Genomic DNA, 20,779 nt, shown 5'->3' on the forward strand with positions numbered 1-20,779 from the left:
GCAAAACGGCGACCACATGGCCGCCGTTTGCTAATAAACCTTAGATTACTCGCCCATTACCACGCCCTCGCGACGTGGGTCCGCGCCGCCAAACAGCGAACCATCCTCTAAACGCATAATCGCCTGTAGGCCACTGGTAAGCTCTCGCTCAGTAACGGTATGGCCACGTTCGCGAAGGGCCTCTATCGTCTCTTCAGGAAAGCGCCCCTTCTCAATGGACACATCGCCACCTAAGGTAATCGCATGAGGTAAATTCAGCGCGGCTTGAGCGCTTTGCCCCCAGTCGCGCATTGCCACAAGCGTGCGAGCGGTATAGTGGATAATGGCGGCCCCACCGGGTGACCCTAAACTGGCGACTAACTCGCCACTCTCCTGGTCGAATACCAGCGTAGGGGCCATGCTAGAGCGGGGTCGCTTACCCGGCTCGACACGGTTTGCTACTGGCTCTCCATCAATCTCAGGTACAAATGAAAAGTCAGTCAGCTCGTTATTGAGCAAATAACCGCCGGGAAGCCCTGTCCCACCATCAGCCAGTATCCGCGCGCCAAAGGCTTGTTCAATCGTCGTCGTCATGGCAATGGCATTGCCCTCTGCATCTACGATACTAATGTGGCTAGTGCCATATTCGGGCTGTTCAGGTTGGCGGGCAAAGCTAACCGTTTGCTCCCCAGGATTGCCCGGTTCAGCGCTATCACCCATACTTTCTGAACCAATTAAAGCACTACGGCTGGCAAGATACTCCGGCGCTAACATTGATGACCAGTCGCCCCCGGGAGCCTCGACAAACGCTGGATCAGCGATATAACGACCACGGTCGGCAAAGGCTAATCGAGACGACTCCAGAAACTGGTGTAACCAGCCACTGCTGGCGGCAGCATTATCTAACGGAGCTTCTAAGAGAGGCTGTTGATCCAGCATGCCTAGAATCTGCATGACGGTGATATGCCCAGAGGAAGGCGGGGGAAAACCGCAGACCTCCCACTGCTGCCAAGGTGTACATAAAGGCTCACGCTCAAGCGCCTGATACTCACTTAAATCATCGAGCGTCATTGTGCCAGGACGAACGGGGTGGGTTTGAACACGGCTTACGAGATCTTCAGCGATATCGCCTTCATGTAGCGCTAAGCTACCCTCGCTGGCAATACGCCGCAAAATAGCCGCGAGGGCCGGGTTTGTCAGGGTTTCTCCCACCGCGATGGGCTCGCCACTAACGTCATAATAGAAAGCATTTGCCAGGGCATCTTGACGCAGCGCTTCATCGTTAGCCAAGCTGGTGTGCAGGCGCTGGCTAACGGCGAAACCCTCTTCAGCCAAGGTAATGGCAGGCTCAAAAAGCACCTCCCACGGGAGCTGACCATGCTCTGCGTGAACTTTTTCAAGCATCTTAAGCGTACCTGGCACGCCCACTGAAAGACCACTTGCCACGGCATCCATAAAGGCAAGCGGTTCGCCTTCCTCTATAAATAGCTCACCGGTAACTGCTGCGGGGGCTGTTTCTCGGCCATCATAGGCCTGGACCTTTACACCGTCGTAGTGCATGAGAAAAGCACCGCCGCCAATCCCGCTTGACTGAGGCTCTACCAAGGTAAGCACCATCTGCACCGCCACCGCTGCGTCAATGGCATTGCCACCTGCTTTCAATACTTGAAATCCCGCGTCGGTTGCCAAGGGGTTGGCTGCGGCTACCGCAAAGGAAGATGCCTCCCAACCTGGCTTATCTTCGTACCCTGAACCCACCTCCGGCGCCACGGAAGGTGCTTCATAGCTAAACCCGTAGCTATATAGCGGCATTAGCAGCAAGCCTGCTAACGTTAATTTTGCCTTAATGGGCAACATAACCCTACTCCCTAATAAGATTTTCTAGTAGCCCTAACACCCAGCGCCTCAGGCTTGGCACCCAACGACTAACGTTGCCCCAGCCAGAGCACTGCTACAGGCCAGCTCTCAAAACCACCTAACGAATAGTAGCCTATTAAACGCCTGCGCCCGGCACAATGGCCGGGCGCAATAACAACAAACAAGCAAATCGTGTTTAGGCGATGGTTTCGCCTGCCAGCATAAACCATGTTTCCAATACGGCATCGGGGTTTAACGACACCGAGTCGATCCCCTGCTCCATCAACCATTTAGCTAGGTCAGGATGGTCAGACGGCCCCTGCCCACAAATCCCCACGTATTTCCCTTGGGCTTTACACGCCTGGATAGCCATAGCGAGCAGCTTTTTGACGGCAGGGTTTCGTTCATCAAACAGATGCGCCACTATGCCTGAGTCGCGATCCAAACCTAGGGTGAGCTGCGTCAGGTCGTTTGAACCAATAGAGAACCCGTCGAAGTACTCAAGGAATTCATCAGCCAACAGCGCGTTGGCAGGCAGCTCGCACATCATGATGACTTTGAGGCCATCGGGATTCTCCGCCCCACCCCGCTTCAGCCCATTAGCGGCGAGCAGCTCAACCACTTCACGCGCCTCATCGGGTGTACGCACAAAAGGCACCATGATTTCGACGTTATCGAAGCCCATCTCTTCACGCACACGCTTTAGCGCCCGACACTCCAGTTCAAAGCAGGGACGGAAAGCCTCAGAAATGTAGCGAGACGCCCCCCGGAAACCGAGCATGGGATTCTCTTCGCCAGGCTCATACAGCTTGCCGCCGATAAGATTTTCGTACTCGTTCGATTTAAAGTCTGACAGCCGCACAATTACCCGCTGAGGATGGAACGCCGCCGCTAGCGTCGAAATACCTTCCGCCAGCTTATCAACGTAAAAGCTGACAGGGTCTGCGTAGCCAGCCGTGCGCAAGTCAATGACTTGCTGAAGATCAGCAGGCAACGTGTCGTACTCAAGCAGCGCTTTAGGGTGCACGCCGATCATACGGTTGATAATAAACTCAAGCCTAGCCAAGCCAACGCCCGCATGGGGCAGACTAGCAAAGCCAAAAGCGCGGTCTGGATTACCGACGTTCATCATAATCTTGAAGGGGATTTCTGGCATGGCGTCGACACTCGACACCTTACAGTCAAATGCCAGGAGTCCTTCATAAACGTGGCCGGTATCGCCTTCAGCACATGACACCGTTACGTCAATGCCTTCCCTAAGCTGCGTCGTTGCATCGCCGCACCCAACCACAGCGGGGATGCCCAGCTCACGAGCGATAATCGCCGCGTGGCAGGTACGTCCACCGCGATTGGTGACGATGGCAGAGGCGCGCTTCATGATCGGCTCCCAATCAGGATCGGTCATGTCGGTCACCAACACATCACCCTCTTGGATTTTATCCATCTCGTCGGGGGTAAGCACAATTTTCACCGCACCGCGGCCGATGCGCTGGCCAATGGCACGGCCGGTAATTAACGTGCGGCCTTTCTCACGCAGATGGAAGCGTTCAAGTTTGCCACCCTCTTGCTGGGAAACCACGGTTTCAGGGCGTGCTTGGACGATGTAGAGCTTGCCATCGTCGCCGTCAAGCGCCCACTCGATATCCATAGGGCGCTGGTAGTGCTGCTCAATGGTCATCGCCTGATGGGCAAGCTCCATTACCTGCGCATCGCTGATACAGAAGCGTCCGCGATCTTTCAACGGCACATCCACTGTTTCAACTGACTTGCCTGCACTCGCATCTTGACCGTAAACCATTTTGATCAGCTTTGAGCCAAGCGTGCGGCGCAGTACCGCTGGGCGACCTGCCGCCAGCGTGGGCTTATGTACATAGAATTCGTCAGGGTTAACCGCCCCTTGCACCACCGTTTCACCCAGACCCCAAGAAGCCGTGACAAATACCGCGTCGCGGTAGCCAGACTCAGTGTCTAGGGTGAATAGAACGCCAGAAGCACCCGTTTCGGAGCGAACCATTTTCTGTACACCCGCCGACAAGGCGACATTCTCATGGGCATAGCCCCGGTGTACCCGGTATGAGATAGCACGGTCGTTAAACAGCGAGGCAAAGACTTCATGCACCGCATGTTTGATGTTGTTAAAACCTTCAATATTAAGAAAGGTTTCCTGCTGGCCGGCAAAGGAAGCATCGGGCAAATCTTCGGCAGTCGCAGAGCTTCGTACCGCAACTTTTAGATCGGGGTGCTGGTTTTGTAGCTCTTCATAGGCACTACGCAGTGCTTTTTCAAACGCAGGAGGCAAGGGCGTATCGATAATCCATTGGCGGATCATGCTACCTGCCTGGGCTAGCGCTTTAACGTCATCGACATCTAAGCGCGCCAGGGTAGCGTTGATACGGTCATTCAGCCCTTCATGGGAAAGAAATTCGCGGTAAGCATGCGCAGTGGTAGCGAAACCACCCGGCACGGTCACACCAACACCCGATAAATTAGAAATCATTTCGCCGAGCGAGGCGTTTTTACCACCCACGCGTTCGACGTCTGCCATGCCAAGCTTATCGAACCACAGAATGTACTCTTCCACGCTACCCCCTAGCTTTTAGACTTCTTTGCGACCTTGCGGCCGACACTGAATGACCGTGCCACCCTAGCACCGTGGCCGGGTATTCGCCATTGGTCTAACAGCGAAGGAGGTGGAGGATTTTTACAACAAAGGTACTTTAAAGGCGTTTCCTGTAGTTGAACGGTCTTATTAGCGCGCATAAATAGCAGCAATTACTCACCAGCCGTTGTGCTACTTAACCGCTCCGCCCACAATAATGACGTTCAATAACGACATTTATTCTTTGGCGGATTTCAATATGAAGCGGACAGCTTTTTTTATTTCTGACGGTACCGGCATCACCGCTGAAAGCCTTGGGCGCAGCTTGTTAGCACAGTTTAGCGACATTGAAATCGAGATGTTGACCAAGCCTTACATCGATACGGTTGAAAAAGCCCAAGCCTTGGCAGAAATAATTGACTCCACTGCAGTGCGTGATGGGCACCGCCCCATCATCATCGACACTATCGTTGACCAACAAGTACGCGATGTAATTCGCCACGCCACTGGCTTTAAGGTAGATATTTTTTCGACATTTTTGAAGCCACTGGAGCAAGAGTTAGAGACCCACTCTTCCTACAGCGTGGGGAGAACACACTCCATTGGTAGCGATGCTGTGTATATGGATCGTATCCATTCGGTGCACTTTGCACTAGATAATGACGACGGCGCGCGCACCCACCAGTACGATAAGGCAGACATTATTTTGGTCGGCGTATCACGCTGTGGAAAAACCCCCACGTCGCTCTATTTGGCCCTTCAGTTTGGCATTCGCGCTGCTAACTACCCGCTAACGGAGGATGATCTTGACGAAGATGGCAGCCTAAAGCTGCCCAAAGTGCTCTCACCCCATCGTCAAAAGCTATTTGGGTTAACCATTGATGCACGTAGGCTTGCGGCTATTCGAAATGAACGCCGGCCAAACAGCCGCTACAGTTCGATGGACCAGTGTTTGCAAGAAGTGGAGCAAGCGGAGTCGCTGTATCGCTCCCTGAGCATTCCATTTATTGATACAACGCGTTTTTCCGTTGAAGAAATTTCCACGCGGATGATTGCAGAAACAGGCCTAGCGAGGCGCTTTTCGCCCCGCTAAGCCTCCTCAAAGCGCTGTACTGGGTGGCCTACATGCCCTTGGGGGCAAAAATCCCAGGGGCGTTGCGCCAGTAGCCTTTGTAGTCCATACCAAAACCGAATACGTATCGGTCGGCCACTTCGAGGCTGCAGTAGTCGGCTTTCAAACCCGGTACCGCTTTTCTATTGTGCTGCTTATCGACCAGTACAGCGGTGGTCACGCTGGCCGCTTGGGCTTCTTCGCAGTAAGCAAGAATTGCCGCAAGTGTTGACCCTTCGTCAAGAATGTCGTCAACGATAACCACATGGCGGCCCGCCATAGGTATTTCTGGAGAGACGCGCCAGAATAGCTCGCCCCCACGCAGTTCGTTACGGTAACGAGTGGCGTGCAGGTAGTCCACTTCTAGCGGAAAACCAAGCCGTGTTAGCAGGTGCCCGGTAGTAATTAACCCACCATTCATCACGCAGTAAAAAACCGGCAATTTATCACCCAAATCTTTGGTGATCGCTTCTGCCATGCGGTCTAAGGCACGCTCTACTTTTTCCTGAGAAATCAGGCAATCTGCGTTACCCATCAGTTCGCGCATCGAGTCCAGCGACTCAAGCGTTTCTTTATCCAGTTTGGACATTGAGCTACTCCAATACAGCGTAAATAGTGACCGGTTAACGAGTTCAAACAGGCGTACTTAGTTGGCTAGCGCTTCTAATTTGGCATGCGTGCGACGCCAACGACCCAATGCTGAGAGAGCATCGAGATCAGGTCTGGCACGGCCATAGCGTAATTTGGCGGGAGGTTTACCTTGCAAACCTTGGCAAGCGTCGACCACTTCCAGCGCAGCGGCTCGGTCATTACACACCAGAAGCATGTCGCACCCTGCCGTTAAGGCTGCGTTTGCCCGCGCCTTAGGATCCCCAGCCGCATGGGCGCCCGCCATACTCAAATCATCAGAAAAAATACATCCTTTAAAGCCCAGCGACTCCCTCAGCATGCCAAGCCAATTGGGTGAGAAACCCGCAGGCCGGGCATCAAATGCGCTATAGATGACGTGGGCAGGCATTACCCCATCCAATTGGCTCGCAAGCTGGGCAAAGGGCACGAGGTCGCGCTGCTTTATTTGCTCAAGGGAGCGATCATCAACAGGGAGTGCCACATGGGAGTCCGCAGCTACACCGCCATGGCCGGGGAAGTGCTTTCCCACCGCCGCCATACCAGCGTCATGTAGGCCTTGAATAAATCCATGGCCTAGTAGAGCGACATGGTCTGGATCAGTGCTGAAACTGCGGTCACCAATTACGCTAGAAATCCCGCTTTCCACATCCAGTACGGGGGCGAAACTGATGTCGAGACCGCAAGCGGCCATCTCCATTCCCAGTAGCCAGCCAGCATCTTTGGCCAACGTCATGCCCGCTTCTTGGTCATTAGCAAATAGGTCGCCAATGCGCGCCATAGGGGGCAACCTGGTGACGCCCTGCTTAATACGCTGGACACGCCCACCTTCTTGGTCGATGGCTAACAGCAGATCACCGCGTACCCGCCGGATATCGCTACACAGCTGGCGCGTTTGATAGGCATCCTCTACGTTACGCGCAAACAGGATGACCCCGCCAACCGCAGGCTCCAGCAATAGCTGCTTTTCCGCTTTGGTCAATCGCGGCCCTTCAAGGTCGAGTATGACCGGGCCTAGGGGTTGAGTCATTATGATGGATCCAACAAGGAGGGGCGCCAATTCTAGACGATCAATGTGGCGTGTCAAAATTTTCAGAGGCAGGAACGTAAGCATCGCCCCCATGAAGCCAAACCGACGTACCGGGACGTGTAAACCGAAACACCGTCAATAAATCGTGATTGCGCAACCGAATACAGCCATGGGAGGCCGGCACACCCATAGGTTGGTCCGGCGGCGTACCGTGCAAATAGATATAGCGCCGCTGTGAATCTACATGCCCGCCGCGATTTTTCCCCGTCTCCAAACCACACAGCCAAAGAATGCGTGTCAATATCCAATCACGTGAGGGGTAGGTTGCTGCTAACTCGGCAGAGTACACTTCACGGGTCCATCGGCGACCGCGAAACACTGCGTTTTCTGGCAAGCCTTCCCCAATCGCTGCGCGCACGTAGTGCCAGCCTTGGGGCGTTCGGCCACTACCCTCCTGCTGACCAACGCCCGCCTCCCCTGTAGAAACCGAGCACTCATGGCTCAGCACTCGCCCCTGCCAACAACGCAGTTGCTGCCTCTGCGTGTCTATCTCAAGCCAGTTATCGTCTAAAGGCGGTAGCTCAGCTAATGTGGGCGTTCTCATAGTGTCCTTCTTCTAGCACAGGGGGTAACGGTGCATGCATCGCAGCCACTACCACTGGGCGTAAACGTCTTACTAGGTCTCTAACGGTGACCTGCTCGTTGTAATCTTTAGCGGCGATATCGCGCAGCGCATCAAGACCCGATAAGGTAAAAATCACTGTACCTAACATGAAGTGTAGCCGCCAAAAGCGTTCAGCGTCCGGCAAGTCAGGGGTTGCTTGACGTACCAGTTCAGTGAAGCGGGTAAATACATCACCATACTCCTGCTGTATATAGCGCCGCAGATGCCCCTGAGCTTGGCTATAAGCTAAGCCTAGCAAACGCATGAATACCTTCAGGCTATTGCGCTCTGCAGGCACTGCCAGCACCGTTGATGCCATGGTTTCAAGCAATACTTCCAAGGGTATAGGCTCGCTTTCATAGCGTGCCTCCAGCTCATCCAGCGCGGTATGAAAACGCTGTGAAAAAGGCTCCAAATAACGTGCAAAAACGGCTTGGATAAGCGCTTTTTTAGAGCCAAAGTGGTAGTTGACCGCCGCTAGGTTAACCCGCGCCTTGCTTGTGATATTGCGCAGCGAGGTTTCGGCAAAACCGCGCTCTGCAAATAGCACCTCTGCGGTATCTAAAATACGCGTTACCGTATCAGACTGCGCCATCGCGCCCTCCAGAAAACAGGTGTTTAAAACATCGCAAAATACTATGCCATTAATTCGCTAGTCTCAATTCTTTATATGAAGACAACTGCCAGCTACCTGTCACTATTTTTCTAAACAATTCAAACGCTCGTGCCGCTTAGTACCTACATCATCAAGCCCTACATCAAGATACAGGCCAGCCATGTACTGGACAGAGGAACATACTGTATACTTAAACACATACTGATTAGCCGACATGTAGCTACTGTCTTTTCATTTTTTGGAGTTTGGTATGTCGCGTCCACTCACAGCACGTCAGCAGCACGTATTTGATTTTATCGTTAAAACAATGGGTGAATTCGGCTACCCCCCGACACGCGCTGAAATTGCCAAAGCACTAGGATTCCGCTCTCCCAACGCGGCAGAAGAGCATCTTCGCGCGCTAGAGCGCAAAGGGGCCATCCGGATTATCCGCAATACATCACGGGGCATCCGCCTGCCTAACCAGGATGCTTCAGAACTGACTGAGGCTGCTTCAGCACCCCCCTCTACCCCCCAGGTGGACACCCAGTTCATTGGGCTACCGGTCATTGGAGAGGTTGCAGCTGGCAGCCCCATTCTGGCCGCCGAGCACATTGACCGCTACTGCCCACTCCCCGCAGAGTATTTCACGCCAAAAGCGGACTACCTGCTGCGAGTGCGTGGGTTATCGATGAAAGACGTGGGTATCCTTGAAGGCGATCTACTGGCAGTGCATCGCACTGACCGAGTTCGCGATGGGCAAATTGTCGTTGCTCGCTTGGAAGATGAAGTCACCGTTAAACGCTTTAGGCGCCAAGGTCACCAGGTGACTCTAGTGGCTGAGAACGCCGACTTCGCACCCATTGAAATTGACCTACGCACTCAGCAGCTGGACATTGAAGGTGTCGGCGTTGGGGTTATACGGGGTGGCAACGGCCAGGCATTAGGCTAATAGCCCCCTACCACTACTGGCGCGCTTATTGAGAATCGATATAGCGGTGGTCATTGAACGTGGCCACCCAGCTAGGGTGATAGACCAATAAGATGCTTAACAGCATGCCCGTTAGAAACGCTTCGGAGGGCATTAAAAGCGGCAGAAACCGAGCATACTCCTGAGCAAGATAAACCGCCTCAGGGTCGGTCCCTGCCGCTACAATCAGCAGTACGGCGGTCAATCCAGCGCCCAACGTAGCTAAGGCTGCCCCGAAAAAACCACAGGCAAACATAAATACCATCAAGTTATCGGGCAACCGTCGGTCAACTAGACGCCAAACCACGCCAATGATAAACGCGGGCATGATTCCCGTTACCAAGACGTTAGCTCCCCAAAGCACCCAGTCATTACGCCCTATCACCACCATCGCTATATTAATCATTGCGTTACTTAGAAGCGCCAGGGGGATCCTAAATACCAAGGTCATTAGCACGGTAAAAACAAGATGTAGCGTAAGCCAGTCCACCGCTTGAGCACGCAGCTGCCACATCAGCATGACCGCTAGCGTAGCTGCCAACCAGCGATGCTGAAGCGCTACATCACTGTTCAGAACGTGCCAGGGGCGCTGCCATGCCACCCAAGCCAATACACCAAACGCTATTAACCAGGTAAGCACCAGCGCCCAGGGTGCAAGAACACTTTGTGCAAATGACATGGCAGCCCCTAACAACAGTTAACTGAACACAACCGTTTTATTTCCGTGGATTAGCACGCGATCTTCAAGGTGCCAACGTAACCCTCGCGCCAATACGGCTTTCTCAACGTCCCGGCCAAATCGCACAAGATCGGTGGGTGTATGACAGTGGCTAACGCGATGGATATCCTGCTCGATAATAGGTCCGGCATCCAACTCTTCGGTGACATAATGACAGGTAGCCCCTATGAGTTTCACGCCTCGCTCGTAAGCTTGGTGATACGGTTTTGCGCCAGCAAAAGAGGGCAAAAAGCTGTGATGTATATTAATCACGCGCCCGGCATACCGCTCGCATAGCGCGGGGGGCAAGATTTGCATATAGCGTGCTAACACGACGCAATCAGCGCGGGCGCTATCAATTTGTGCCTGCACCTTCTCAAACGATGCCTGCTTATTAGCTGCGTCAACCGGCACATGGTGGTAAGGAATGCCGTACCACTCGGTCAGCGAACGCATATCTTCGTGGTTGGAAATCACACCCACGATGTCGCAGTCTAGCTCACCTGCCTGCCAGCGATATAGCAAGTCCACCAAGCAGTGAGACTCCCGCGACACCATTAATACAACGCGGCGCCGCTTTTGGGTATCCATTAACGACCACTGCATATTGAACGCTTCTGCCACGGGTTCAAAAGCGTTACGCAGCGCCTCTGCCGACATTCCTAGTGAATCGGCTAAAATTTCATAGCGCATAAAAAACCGGCCTGTTTCAAGATCGGAATGCTGACTTGCTTCAGTAATTGAGCCCCCCTGCTCGGCAATAAAACTGGAAACACGCGCCACAATGCCCACTTGGTCAGGGCAAGAAACAACGAGACGATAATAGTGCGACATAGATAGCTACTCTTAATAGGTACTTTTAACAGGTGCTTTGATAGGTGCTTTTTTTAATAGGCAGTTTTAATCGGCACACTTAACTTATTTCAATGGCACGCTTAGGGTTAGTTTTCTGATGTTAAAAGCAACACATCAGTCTCTCTAGTGTACCGGAAGCCCTCTGGCTAAGCACCGGGGAGAAGCCACGGTGATTGTTAGCCGCCCCTGCCTTCCCGTATAGTTAAGGTCTTACTTTTTAGGCTTTTCGTGACTAATGCATCCAACACGCGCTCTACTTCGTCCCCGTCGTCGCCCACCATTGCGCCTGCTTCCGCTGGGCGGGTGCGGTGAAATTGGAATGAATCTGACGCTGTATGGATACGGCGATCAATGGATCGCCGTCGACTGCGGCATGATGATTCGCCAAGATTTACCCAATGCCCCCTTACAAGTACCCAATACCGACACCCTGGATACCTTAGGCATTAAGCCCCAGGCGCTCTTTATTACCCATGGGCATGAAGACCACATCGGCGCCGTTGCGTGGCTATGGCCAAAGTGGAACTGCCCGATTTATGCAACCCCGCTTGCCGCTGGGCTGCTGCGGCTGAAATTTGCCGAGCATCAGCTAAGCAGCGCGGCTATACAGGTCATTGAGCCGGGCGATGCCATGCAGCAGGGACCCTTTACGCTGCGCTACTTGCTGCTTACTCACTCTATCCCGGAAAGCTGCGCCATTATGATGATGGCGGGAGAATATCGCATTCTGCATAGCGGTGATTGGAAACTTGACCCCGAACCGTTAATTGGCACGCCGGTGAATGCAGCAAATTTCCGGGCCTTAGCGCCAATTGATTTGCTGGTGGGCGACTCGACCAATGCCCCAATGCCAGGTCACTCAGGTAGCGAAGGCGATGTGGCCAGAGCACTCGTTAAAACCTTAGAGAAGTGCACCGGACGCGTTGTGGTCTCATGCTTTGCCAGTAACTTAGCGCGGGTATTGGCTATCGGCCTGGCAGCCCAGCGATGCGGACGCCGTGTCAGCCTAATGGGGCGCTCCATGGAGCGCATGGTAAGCGTTGCTAAGGGCTTGGGGTACTTAGACGATTTTCCACCGCTCGTACCACCTCACGACCTAGGCTACTTGCCGCCTAATGAAGTTGTGGTGATTGCCACCGGCAGCCAAGGAGAGCCACGCGCCGCCTTGCAACGCTTAGCCCAAGGGCGGCATCCCTTTATGGATTTAGCGCCAGGCGATAGCGTCATTTTTTCCGCCAAGGCGATACCGGGAAACGAGCGGCCTATTGAGCAGCTTAAAAAACGCCTCTCCCAGCTTGGCGTCACTCTTTTCGATGAGATGAATCATCCAGAGCTGCATGCCACCGGGCACCCCGCCCAGGAAGAGCTGAAAAAGCTCTACCAGTGGGTAAGGCCAAAATCACTACTGCCCGTACACGGAGAGGCGCGCCATCAGGAGGCGCATCAAGCGATTGCCACCTCTCTTGGCATCAGCGCCCCATTGGCGCCGACTAACGGCGATATGATCGCCTTTGATAAACAAGGCTTGCGCTGTGAACAGCGTTACCCGCAACTACCCTGCATCGTTAATCAAAACAGCGTCATTCCCCACCCAGGGCTTGATGCATCTTCGTCCAAGGCGCGGCGTGGTAGCTTGTTTCTTGCATTGCCGGTCACCGCCAGCGAAACAGGCTGGTGGCGTATAGGGCGTTTAATGCTTGATGCTAGCAGCGCGAGTCCTCTTGATGAGGAGAGCTTTAGCGATTGGCTTGATGCTCAACTGGAGGAAATCGAAGCAGACACCCTGGCAGATTTACGCTTAGCCCTTCAGCCACGCCTTATTCAGTGGCTAGCCAACCACTGCCAACACATGCCTGATGTGCATTTACAAATCATGGCGACTGAAATGCCTTCCGCCGAGGAGCTTAATAGCCAGCCTTAGGCTCGGATGATGACCAGCGATCGGCATCCTGCTGATCACTATCGCGCTCTTTAACCCAGTAAGCCCCCTCACGGGAGTGCTCTTTTTTCCAAAATGGCGCTTGAGTTTTCAAATAATCCATAATGAAATCACAAGCGTTAAACGCATCCCGACGGTGGGCACTGGCAACCAGCACTCTGACAATCGGGTCGCCTGGTGATAAATGCCCTACTCGATGAATAATCCGCACGGCTTGCAACGACCAACGCTCCCACGCCTGCTCACCAATCTCAGCCAGGGTGCGCTCCGTCATCCCTGGGTAATGCTCAAGCGTTAGCCCCGTTACGTCGGGTGTTTCGTTAAAATCTCTCACCAGGCCAGTAAAGCTAACGATTGCACCAATATCTGTGCGTTGCTGAAGCGTTGACTCATAGCCGTAATCCATTGAGAACGGCGCTGCCTGCACCTCCACTGCAATATCCAAGACCGCGTCAGCCATGGGACTAGCCTCCCGTTACCGGCGGAAAGAAAGCAACTTCATCTTCATCGGTAATGCGCGACGTATCATTTGCCATCACTTGATTGATCGCACACAGCGCCCGTTGATCGGAAAGCACGCTAAACCGCGTATCCCGCTCGGCTAAGGCAGCTTTTAAACCTGCAACGTCACGGCTTGGCAACTTGTCAAGATGGATAGTTACATCGCTCTGCCCCACGCGTTCGCGCAGCTCAGCTAAGAACTTGACCCGCACACAGGGGGAAACACAGCGCTCGCCCAAGCGCACCTCACCCGCCGCCCCTTCACCGGTCACAATAGGCGCAGCGGTAGGCGCACGCTGGTAGTCACCGCGCACACCTCCGCGCTTACTATCTAGCTGAACGGCCTCGATACGCATCTCTTTGTCTACGGCCTTGCACATATCGTAAAGCGTCAAACACGCCACAGAGACGGCAGTAAGCGCTTCCATTTCTACACCCGTACGGCCATTGAGCCGACAAAGTGCCGAAACATTTACCCAGCCATTGGCATGGTCAACGTCAAAATCAACCGACACTTTGGAAAGCGCCAGCGCATGGCAGAGCGGAATCAGCTCATGGGTACGCTTTGCCGCCTGAATGCCAGCAATACGAGCTGTAGCCAGCACATCCCCTTTTGGCAGCGCGCCATCACTTAACAGCTGAAGAGTTTCTGGATGCATCACAATACGGCCAGAAGCCACCGCTTCGCGGCGCGTTTCATGCTTATCACCGACATCCACCATATTGGCTTCACCATGGGTATTGAGGTGGGTTAGCTGCATAACATTACCTTTTTTAAAAAACCACGGTACGGGATTGATCATTCACCCAGCTAATCACCCACTGAGTAACCGCCTCGATATCATCCAGATTAAGATGCGCTACCGTTGCGCTTAATGCTAGAGGCGCTGGCCCAATAGTGGCCACCGCCTGCACCCACTCATTGCTTACAATAGAAGGTTCGCCTATGCCTTCACGGTAGAGTACGAGCTTGGGGATTGGCCAGGCTTTAAAGCCCTCAACAATGACAAGATCAGGCTGGTGAGGAACCATCATTGCCAGCAATTTGCTCAAATCGGGCTCTGCTTGACCGGGGGTTTCTTGCATTAACGCGAAACGTTGCCGAGAAGCGATCAACATTGGCGCCGCACCGGCTTGACGAAGCTGATAGCTATCCTTGCCAGGCTTATCTATATCGAAGCTGTGGTGAGCGTGCTTAATCACCCCCACCTCTAGCCCATGCGCTCGCAAACGCGGTAATACTTGGGCTAACAGGGTGGTTTTGCCCGTACCGCTCCAAGCCGCAACCCCTAGCACTGGGAACGGGCTATCGATTGAGGTTTTCATGACCGGCACCGTTATTTTATTCAGCGTTTCAATGAGACTATTCGCCCTCTTTTTCAGCAGGTAGCAGCCAGTTTAACGCAATGCCCACCAGTGCCGCCAAACTAACGCCCTGCAAGGTAAATTGGCCACCGCCGAACTGCATCCCACCAATACCAAACACTAAGATTAGCGACACCACCACCAAATTACGCGCAGCCGTGAGCGACTGCCCAGCCCGTACTAACGTGTTCATCCCCACAACAGCGATAGAACCAAACAGCAGCGTCATGATCCCCCCCATGACGGGGCCAGGGATAGTTTGCAGAATCGCGCCCAACTTGCCCACAAAGGCCAAGATGATGGCAATAACGGCCGCAACCACCATATAACGAGGATTAAATGCCCGCGTTAAAGTGACCGCACCAGTCACTTCAGAGTAGGTCGTGTTAGGTGGCCCACCAAATAGAGCTGCTGTGGTGGTAGCCAGGCCATCCCCTAGTAGCGTGCGGTGCAAGCCAGGTTTTTCCAGGTAATTCTTACGGGTTACCGAGCCAATCGCCACCATGTCACCAATGTGCTCTACCGCAGGTGCAATCGCCACTGGAATCATGAATAGAATCGCCGCCCAGTGAAAGCTGGGTGCGGTAAAACTAGGCAGTGCCAACCAAGCCGCGTTATGTACCGGAGAAAAATCCACCACACCCATTATCAATGCCAAAATATAGCCTGTGGCAATACCCCCCATTATAGGCACGAGGCGCAATATCCCACGCCCAAACACGGCAAGTATCAGAGTAACCACCAAGCTTGCCATCGATAGAAAAATCGCCTGCCCGTAACCGATATTATCGCTGGTCTCACCCGTGGCCATGCTCACTGCAACAGGTGCTAAGGCTAAGCCGATGACCATAATCACCGGCCCAACCACCACAGGCGGCAGCAAACGGTGCAGCCATGCTGTCCCTTTCAAACGAACGGCTTGTGAAATAGCCACATATACAAGACCCGCTGCCATTAAACCGCCCATGGTGGCGGAAACACCGAAACTCGCAATCGAACCTTGAATCGGTGCGATAAATGCAAATGAGGAGGCGAGAAAGACGGGAACGGTTTGTTTGGTCACCCCATGAAAAACAAGCGTCCCCACCCCTGCAGTAAACAGCGCCACGCTTGGGTCCAAGCCAGTTAGCAGGGGCACCAGCACCAGGGCACCAAAAGCCACAAACAGCATTTGCGCCCCGGTAAGTAGTGTCTTAGGCCACGACTCAGGATTAGCAGTGTTACTCATCTTCAGGTTCCCATTGGTAAATTATGTGTAGTAACGGGCCAAAAAAATGCCCCTAACGCTAAGCGCAAGGGGCAATGTGGGGTAGCGGCTTAGCGCGTCCCGAATATCTTATCGCCAGCATCTCCCAAGCCCGGCACGATGTAGCCATTCTCATCGAGCCGCTCATCCACTGACGCGGTATAAATCTCAACCTCCGGGTATGCATCCTGTACGCGCTTAATGCCTTCCGGTGCCGCCACCAGCACAATCACTTTCATATGCGCGCAGCCACGCTCACGCAGCATATCCAGTGTGGCTACCATTGACCCTCCAGTAGCTAACATGGGGTCAATGACAATGGCCATACGCTCTTCGATGTCGTTAGCAAATTTGGCAAAGTACGGTACTGGCTCAAGTGTCTCTTCATCTCTGTAAAGTCCCACTACGCTTACCCGGGCACTTGGAATGAGGTCTGTTACCCCTTCCAACATACCTAGTCCTGCACGCAAGATAGGCACTACAGTGACTTTTTTACCTTTAAGGCGACGCGTCGCAATAGGCTCTCCATTCCAGCCATGAATCTCGTGATCCTCAAGCTCAAGACCCTTGGTTGCTTCATAGGTCAATAGCTTAGCCACCTCACCTGCTAGTTCACGGAAGCTCTTGGTGCTCAAATCAGCTTCCCGCATCAGTCCCAGTTTATGTTGAACAAGCGGATGGTTAATGGCATAGACACTCATGGGACTACCTCACTGCAGGAGATTCAGGATGGCGACTAGCGTCGCATCGACAGGCTTACAAAATTGCGCGCCATTCTACCCGCAACTGACCATTAGGTTAAGGGGTTTCCGGCAATTGCCACGCAATCGGCGAGCGCCCGTTATCTATCAAGAATTGGTTAGAACGGGAAAAGTGCTGATTACCAAAGAACCCCCGATGTGCTGATAACGGCGATGGGTGCGGGGACTCCAGCACTAAATGCCGCCCTTGATCAATCAGGGATTTTTTTTGGCGTGCATGGCTACCCCAAAGCAAGAAAACACAGGGGTCAGCATGTTGATTGACGGTTTCAATGGCGCGGTCGGTAAAAGGTTCCCACCCCTTCCCCCGATGAGATGCCGCATTGCCCTGCTCAACGGTTAGCGCTGTGTTCAAAAGCAGCACACCCTGCCTGGCCCAATGCTCTAGAAACCCATGGCGAACCGGCGTAAAACCAACATCACTGGCCAACTCTTTATAGATATTTACCAGTGACGGCGGCACCTGAATACCAGGCTGTACAGAAAAACAGAGCCCATGGGCCTGATTAGGCCCATGGTAGGGGTCCTGCCCCAATATAACGACCTTAACCTCACTCAACGGCGTCAGTTCAAATGCTCTAAACCAATTGGTTGAGTGTGGGTAGATAACTTTCTTGGCCGCTTTTTCCTGAGCCAAAAAGTGCTTCAAAGTCTTCATGTAGTCAGCCTGGAACTCTTGCCCAAGCCATTGATGCCAGTCGTTAGGTAAGGGGCTAGACATATTACTTTTTCATTTGATCGACGAGGGGTTCAACGTAGGCAATCCCCATATCCCAAGGGAACTGGATCCAACATTGTTGGCCCACTTCGGTAAGGTATTGATCTACCAAGGGGCGGCCATCCGGCTTAGCGTAAATAGTGACGAAATGAGCCTTGGGCAGCATTTTACGCACAGCACGTGCAGTTTTACCGGTATCGACTAGATCATCTACCAGCAGCCAACCGTCGCCATCATGGTCAACGCCTTTCATTATATCCAGACCACCCTGATCCATATGATCATAGCTCTTGATACAGACCGTATCGATCAGGCGAATATTCAGCTCCCTAGCAATCAGCGCCGCTGGAATTAACCCGCCACGCGTAATCGCCACAATGCCTTTAAAGTCACGCTCGATCATCTGATGGCACAGCTGGCGCACATCGCGGTGCAATTGATCCCAGGAAACGGTGAAGTGTTGGTGATAGCGTTCGCTGCTCATAGGAGGCATTACTCGTCTTCGTTAAATGAACATACCGCGAATACGCTATAACCAGCATCGCGAATTTTCTGAGATCCACCCAGTTCAGGCAAATCAATAATCGTTGCGGTCTCAACAACGTGGCCGCCGCTGCGCTGAATCAGATTAGCAGCCGCCAGCATGGTACCGCCGGTCGCAATAAGGTCATCCATCAGCAGAATCCGGTCATCTTTTTGAAAGGCATCCGAGTGAAGCTCAACTTCCGAATGACCATACTCAAGCGTGTAGGTTTCACTGATTGTTTTGAAAGGCAGTTTGCCCTTCTTGCGCACGGGTACAAAGCTGCAGCCCAGCTCGTAGGCTAATGGGGCACCAATAATAAACCCCCGTGCATCAATTGCCGCGATGGCATCTAAGTTCATCTCCTGGTAGCGGTGCACAAAGCTATCAATCAGCTTGCGAAAAGCAGCGCTGTTTTGTAGCAGGGGCGTAATATCTCGAAAATTCACCCCCTGCTCGGGCCAGTCGGGAACCGTGCGAATAACGGACTTAATGTAATCGCCGTAGATGCTCATCGCGTCTCTCATTGATTAGTAAAAAAACAGGGTATTAACCCAAGAATAGGAATTTTGCCGCAAACAGCAGGGCCAATATAATCACCGCTGGATTCAAGTCTTTGAAACGACCCGACAGCGTTTTAATTGCCACAAAGCTGATAAACCCTAGCGCTATACCTTCCGCAATCGAGAACGTAAGCGGCATAGCCAGCGCAGCAATAAGCACTGGCGCAGCATCTGTGGGGTCTTCCCAGTTTGCGTGAGCCAAGCTGCCCGCCATTAACACCGCCACATAAAGCAGTGCTCCAGCGGTTGCGTAGGCGGGTATAGACCCAGCCAGCGGCGCAAAAAATAGACTGATGAGGAAAAGCACACCGACGACTACTGCGGTTAATCCCGTGCGGCCACCGGAGGCAATACCCGCTGTAGATTCAATGTAGCTGGTAGTGGTGGATGTACCCAGTGCAGCACCGGCCATGGACGCTGTGCTATCTGCCATCATAGCGCGACCAATGCGCGGCAGTTTGCCGTCTTTATCCAACAGCTTTCCACGATGAGCAACGCCCACCAAGGTGCCAGAGGTATCAAATAGATCAACAAACAAAAATGCAAAAATAACGCTCAGCATCGCCACATCAAGCGCGCCCATCAAATCCATTGCCATAAAGGTTGGCGCGACAGACGGCGGCATCGACATAATGCCACCATACTGGTTATGGCCAAAAAGCATCGCCAGCACAGTGACACCTAAAATACCGATCATCACTGCACCAGTGACTTTCAGATACGCCAGCGCAGTAATAACAAAAAAGCCTAGCAGCGCATAAAGCGCAGGCGGCTGGGAGAGGTCTCCCAACGCGACATAGGTTGCAGGATTAGACACCACAATACCGGCATTTTTAAGCGCAATCATCGCTAGAAAAAGGCCGATACCTGCCGCAATACCTAGGCGCAACGAGAGTGGAATTGAATTAATAATCCACTCACGCACTTTGAAAATACTCAGTAGGAAAAACGCAAAACCTGAGAAGAACACCGCCCCCAAGGCAGCCTCCCAGGTATACCCCATTCCCAATACAACGCCATAGGTAAAGAAGGCGTTTAGGCCCATACCAGGCGCTTGAGCAATAGGGTAGTTAGCCCACAGCCCCATGATGAAACAGCCAATCGCGGCGGCAACACAGGTGGCAACAAAGACGGCGCCATAATCCATCCCAGCTTCTGAAAGAATGCTTGGGTTAACGAAGATGATATACGCCATGGTGAGGAACGTGGTGATACCCGCAATCACCTCGGTCTTCACGTTTGTCTTCTGCTCGGTGAGCTTGAAGTAGTTATCCAGTAGTTTCATGTAGTTTTTGTCCTTCGCGCTAACGCTGAATGCGTCCCTTGGTGCGAGAAAAGCCGCACATACTACCGAAAGGTACTACGCGATGCGAGTACCTAACGTGCGGCTAGCTAAAGCGGGAATATTACCCACTACTTATTGGCTAGCAAACTTCGGGCCATGAATTAACCGATCGGTCAGGGAATGCGAAAATAGAAGCTTACCGGAGGCCTGCCAGTACCCGCTCAACGGTCTCTACGATTACCTGTGTTTGCGGATCAATCTCTATGTTGACCTGATCGCCAATGACACGCTCTTTTAACATGGTGCGTAGCAACGTTTCAGGAATTAAATTCACACTGAATTCAACCCCCCCCCCATTAGGGCTAGGCCGCACATCGCCAACCGTTAAACTGATACCATCGACACCAATGTAGCCTTTCTCAAACACAAACCGACTAATCTCTTCAGGCAGTGAAAACCAAAGCCTGCGGTTGTTTGGCGCTTCTTCAATTGCCACCACCCTCGCCATACAAATAATATGGCCTGACATTGAATGTCCGCCTATCTCATCCCCAAAACGTGCGGCACGCTCTATATTGACGCACTGCCCTGGCGATATTGCACCAAGATTAGTCAATCTCAGCGTTTCACGCATCAGGTCGAAACTAACGTTGTCCCCGTCTATCGCCGTTACGGTCAAGCAGACACCGTTATGGGCGACCGAGGCACCGATTGCCAAACCTTCACGCATCTCTGCTGGCAATGCGACAACATGGGTACGAAACTCCTCAAGCTCGCGCACCTCCACCACCTCTGCAATACCCTGCACAATGCCGGTAAACATATTGCCACTCCTTATCGAAACGCTCGTCTGTTTAAAATGCGTATGAAAAT

General features: G+C 53.0%; 21 protein-coding genes. 3 read left to right on the plus strand and 18 right to left on the minus strand.

What is annotated here, in order from left to right; all coding sequences use genetic code 11:
• Positions 1 to 45 precede the first annotated feature (45 nt).
• Together BB497_13400 and BB497_13405 are read right to left on the minus strand one after the other, a co-directional pair.
• The gene (locus BB497_13400; protein ID AVI63629.1) at positions 46 to 1,836 is read right to left on the minus strand and encodes a gamma-glutamyltransferase; all 1,791 of its coding nucleotides are present in this window, start codon (positions 1,834 to 1,836) and stop codon (positions 46 to 48) included.
• A 196-nt stretch (positions 1,837 to 2,032) separates the two neighbouring features.
• Positions 2,033 to 4,417, minus strand: coding sequence for a phosphoenolpyruvate synthase (locus BB497_13405; protein AVI63630.1), 2,385 nt, complete (start codon positions 4,415 to 4,417; stop codon positions 2,033 to 2,035).
• Positions 4,418 to 4,694: 277 nt separating this feature from the next.
• Here BB497_13405 and BB497_13410 point away from each other — a divergent pair, with 277 nt between their 5' ends.
• The gene (locus BB497_13410; protein AVI63631.1) at positions 4,695 to 5,528 is read left to right on the plus strand and encodes a phosphoenolpyruvate synthase regulatory protein; all 834 of its coding nucleotides are present in this window, start codon (positions 4,695 to 4,697) and stop codon (positions 5,526 to 5,528) included.
• 28 nt (positions 5,529 to 5,556) lie between these two features.
• Here BB497_13410 and BB497_13415 read toward each other — a convergent pair whose 3' ends face one another.
• From BB497_13415 to BB497_13430, 4 genes are read right to left on the minus strand one after another with little or no spacing between them, the layout of a single operon-like run.
• Positions 5,557 to 6,135, minus strand: coding sequence for a hypoxanthine-guanine phosphoribosyltransferase (locus tag BB497_13415; GenBank protein ID AVI63632.1), 579 nt, complete (start codon positions 6,133 to 6,135; stop codon positions 5,557 to 5,559).
• 57 nt (positions 6,136 to 6,192) lie between these two features.
• Positions 6,193 to 7,203: a beta-N-acetylhexosaminidase gene (locus BB497_13420; GenBank protein ID AVI63633.1), complete on the minus strand. Its 1,011-nt coding sequence runs from the start codon at positions 7,201 to 7,203 to the stop codon at positions 6,193 to 6,195.
• 40 nt (positions 7,204 to 7,243) lie between these two features.
• A complete protein-coding gene (locus BB497_13425) occupies positions 7,244 to 7,807 on the minus strand; it encodes a hypothetical protein (protein ID AVI63634.1) in 564 nt (187 codons plus the stop codon).
• Positions 7,785 to 8,462, minus strand: a complete 678-nt coding sequence (locus BB497_13430; GenBank protein ID AVI63635.1) for a TetR family transcriptional regulator — start codon at positions 8,460 to 8,462, stop codon at positions 7,785 to 7,787. Before BB497_13430 ends, BB497_13425 begins: the two co-directional genes overlap by 23 nt.
• Before the next feature lie 271 nt (positions 8,463 to 8,733).
• Here BB497_13430 and BB497_13435 point away from each other — a divergent pair, with 271 nt between their 5' ends.
• Entirely contained in the window at positions 8,734 to 9,414 is a 681-nt protein-coding gene (locus BB497_13435; protein AVI63636.1) for a repressor LexA, read from the plus strand.
• Positions 9,415 to 9,439: 25 nt separating this feature from the next.
• Here BB497_13435 and BB497_13440 read toward each other — a convergent pair whose 3' ends face one another.
• Together BB497_13440 and BB497_13445 are read right to left on the minus strand one after the other, a co-directional pair.
• Positions 9,440 to 10,111, minus strand: a complete 672-nt coding sequence (locus BB497_13440; protein ID AVI63637.1) for a hypothetical protein — start codon at positions 10,109 to 10,111, stop codon at positions 9,440 to 9,442.
• Positions 10,112 to 10,129: 18 nt separating this feature from the next.
• The gene (locus tag BB497_13445; GenBank protein ID AVI63638.1) at positions 10,130 to 10,984 is read right to left on the minus strand and encodes a formyltetrahydrofolate deformylase; all 855 of its coding nucleotides are present in this window, start codon (positions 10,982 to 10,984) and stop codon (positions 10,130 to 10,132) included.
• A gap of 340 nt (positions 10,985 to 11,324) precedes the next feature.
• Between BB497_13445 and BB497_13450 the strand changes: the two genes are divergently transcribed.
• Positions 11,325 to 12,926, plus strand: coding sequence for an MBL fold metallo-hydrolase (locus tag BB497_13450; protein ID AVI63639.1), 1,602 nt, complete (start codon positions 11,325 to 11,327; stop codon positions 12,924 to 12,926).
• Here BB497_13450 and BB497_13455 read toward each other — a convergent pair.
• The 10 genes from BB497_13455 to BB497_13500 form a co-directional block, all read right to left on the minus strand.
• Positions 12,910 to 13,404, minus strand: coding sequence for a molybdenum cofactor biosynthesis protein E (locus BB497_13455; protein ID AVI63640.1), 495 nt, complete (start codon positions 13,402 to 13,404; stop codon positions 12,910 to 12,912). The two genes, BB497_13450 and BB497_13455, sit on opposite strands and share 17 nt — an antisense overlap.
• Positions 13,405 to 13,408: 4 nt before the next feature.
• Complete coding sequence (locus tag BB497_13460; protein ID AVI63641.1) at positions 13,409 to 14,206, minus strand: molybdenum cofactor biosynthesis protein C; 798 nt, start codon at positions 14,204 to 14,206, stop codon at positions 13,409 to 13,411.
• Positions 14,207 to 14,219: 13 nt separating this feature from the next.
• On the minus strand, positions 14,220 to 14,771 hold the full coding sequence (locus BB497_13465) for a molybdopterin-guanine dinucleotide biosynthesis protein B (GenBank protein ID AVI63642.1): 552 nt from the start codon (positions 14,769 to 14,771) through the stop codon (positions 14,220 to 14,222).
• A gap of 37 nt (positions 14,772 to 14,808) precedes the next feature.
• Positions 14,809 to 16,038 (minus strand): uracil permease, encoded by a 1,230-nt coding sequence (locus tag BB497_13470; GenBank protein AVI63643.1) that lies wholly within the window; start codon positions 16,036 to 16,038, stop codon positions 14,809 to 14,811.
• 89 nt (positions 16,039 to 16,127) lie between these two features.
• On the minus strand, positions 16,128 to 16,757 hold the full coding sequence (locus tag BB497_13475; protein ID AVI63644.1) for a uracil phosphoribosyltransferase: 630 nt from the start codon (positions 16,755 to 16,757) through the stop codon (positions 16,128 to 16,130).
• A gap of 97 nt (positions 16,758 to 16,854) precedes the next feature.
• Positions 16,855 to 17,538 carry a uracil-DNA glycosylase gene (locus tag BB497_13480; GenBank protein ID AVI63645.1) on the minus strand — a complete coding sequence of 228 codons (684 nt, stop codon included), beginning with the start codon at positions 17,536 to 17,538 and terminating at the stop codon, positions 16,855 to 16,857.
• A gap of 1 nt (position 17,539) precedes the next feature.
• A complete protein-coding gene (locus BB497_13485; GenBank protein AVI64355.1) occupies positions 17,540 to 18,019 on the minus strand; it encodes a xanthine phosphoribosyltransferase in 480 nt (159 codons plus the stop codon).
• An 8-nt stretch (positions 18,020 to 18,027) separates the two neighbouring features.
• Positions 18,028 to 18,573, minus strand: coding sequence for an adenine phosphoribosyltransferase (locus BB497_13490; GenBank protein AVI63646.1), 546 nt, complete (start codon positions 18,571 to 18,573; stop codon positions 18,028 to 18,030).
• 34 nt (positions 18,574 to 18,607) lie between these two features.
• Positions 18,608 to 19,906 (minus strand): guanine permease, encoded by a 1,299-nt coding sequence (locus BB497_13495; protein AVI63647.1) that lies wholly within the window; start codon positions 19,904 to 19,906, stop codon positions 18,608 to 18,610.
• Positions 19,907 to 20,102: 196 nt separating this feature from the next.
• On the minus strand, positions 20,103 to 20,729 hold the full coding sequence (locus tag BB497_13500) for a riboflavin synthase subunit alpha (GenBank protein AVI63648.1): 627 nt from the start codon (positions 20,727 to 20,729) through the stop codon (positions 20,103 to 20,105).
• Positions 20,730 to 20,779: the final 50 nt, after the last annotated feature.

This window comes from Halomonas sp. GFAJ-1 (assembly GCA_002966495.1).
Taxonomy (GTDB): domain Bacteria; phylum Pseudomonadota; class Gammaproteobacteria; order Pseudomonadales; family Halomonadaceae; genus Vreelandella.

Bases quoted from the DNA above. Each gene is read 5' to 3' on its own strand.
- BB497_13485 (AVI64355.1), bottom strand. From the start codon at position 18,019: ATGAGCAGCGAACGCTATCACCAACACTTCACCGTTTCCTGGGATCAA.
- BB497_13475 (AVI63644.1), bottom strand. From the start codon at position 16,757: ATGAGTGTCTATGCCATTAACCATCCGCTTGTTCAACATAAACTGGGA.
- BB497_13415 (AVI63632.1), bottom strand. From the start codon at position 6,135: ATGTCCAAACTGGATAAAGAAACGCTTGAGTCGCTGGACTCGATGCGC.
- BB497_13430 (AVI63635.1), bottom strand. From the start codon at position 8,462: ATGGCGCAGTCTGATACGGTAACGCGTATTTTAGATACCGCAGAGGTG.
- BB497_13460 (AVI63641.1), bottom strand. From the start codon at position 14,206: ATGCAGCTAACCCACCTCAATACCCATGGTGAAGCCAATATGGTGGAT.
- BB497_13435 (AVI63636.1), top strand. From the start codon at position 8,734: ATGTCGCGTCCACTCACAGCACGTCAGCAGCACGTATTTGATTTTATC.
- BB497_13470 (AVI63643.1), bottom strand. From the start codon at position 16,038: ATGAGTAACACTGCTAATCCTGAGTCGTGGCCTAAGACACTACTTACC.
- BB497_13445 (AVI63638.1), bottom strand. From the start codon at position 10,984: ATGTCGCACTATTATCGTCTCGTTGTTTCTTGCCCTGACCAAGTGGGC.
- BB497_13500 (AVI63648.1), bottom strand. From the start codon at position 20,729: ATGTTTACCGGCATTGTGCAGGGTATTGCAGAGGTGGTGGAGGTGCGC.
- BB497_13480 (AVI63645.1), bottom strand. From the start codon at position 17,538: ATGTCTAGCCCCTTACCTAACGACTGGCATCAATGGCTTGGGCAAGAG.
- BB497_13455 (AVI63640.1), bottom strand. From the start codon at position 13,404: ATGGCTGACGCGGTCTTGGATATTGCAGTGGAGGTGCAGGCAGCGCCG.
- BB497_13465 (AVI63642.1), bottom strand. From the start codon at position 14,771: ATGAAAACCTCAATCGATAGCCCGTTCCCAGTGCTAGGGGTTGCGGCT.
- BB497_13440 (AVI63637.1), bottom strand. From the start codon at position 10,111: ATGTCATTTGCACAAAGTGTTCTTGCACCCTGGGCGCTGGTGCTTACC.
- BB497_13490 (AVI63646.1), bottom strand. From the start codon at position 18,573: ATGAGCATCTACGGCGATTACATTAAGTCCGTTATTCGCACGGTTCCC.
- BB497_13495 (AVI63647.1), bottom strand. From the start codon at position 19,906: ATGAAACTACTGGATAACTACTTCAAGCTCACCGAGCAGAAGACAAAC.
- BB497_13410 (AVI63631.1), top strand. From the start codon at position 4,695: ATGAAGCGGACAGCTTTTTTTATTTCTGACGGTACCGGCATCACCGCT.
- BB497_13450 (AVI63639.1), top strand. From the start codon at position 11,325: ATGAATCTGACGCTGTATGGATACGGCGATCAATGGATCGCCGTCGAC.
- BB497_13420 (AVI63633.1), bottom strand. From the start codon at position 7,203: ATGACTCAACCCCTAGGCCCGGTCATACTCGACCTTGAAGGGCCGCGA.
- BB497_13400 (AVI63629.1), bottom strand. From the start codon at position 1,836: ATGTTGCCCATTAAGGCAAAATTAACGTTAGCAGGCTTGCTGCTAATG.
- BB497_13425 (AVI63634.1), bottom strand. From the start codon at position 7,807: ATGAGAACGCCCACATTAGCTGAGCTACCGCCTTTAGACGATAACTGG.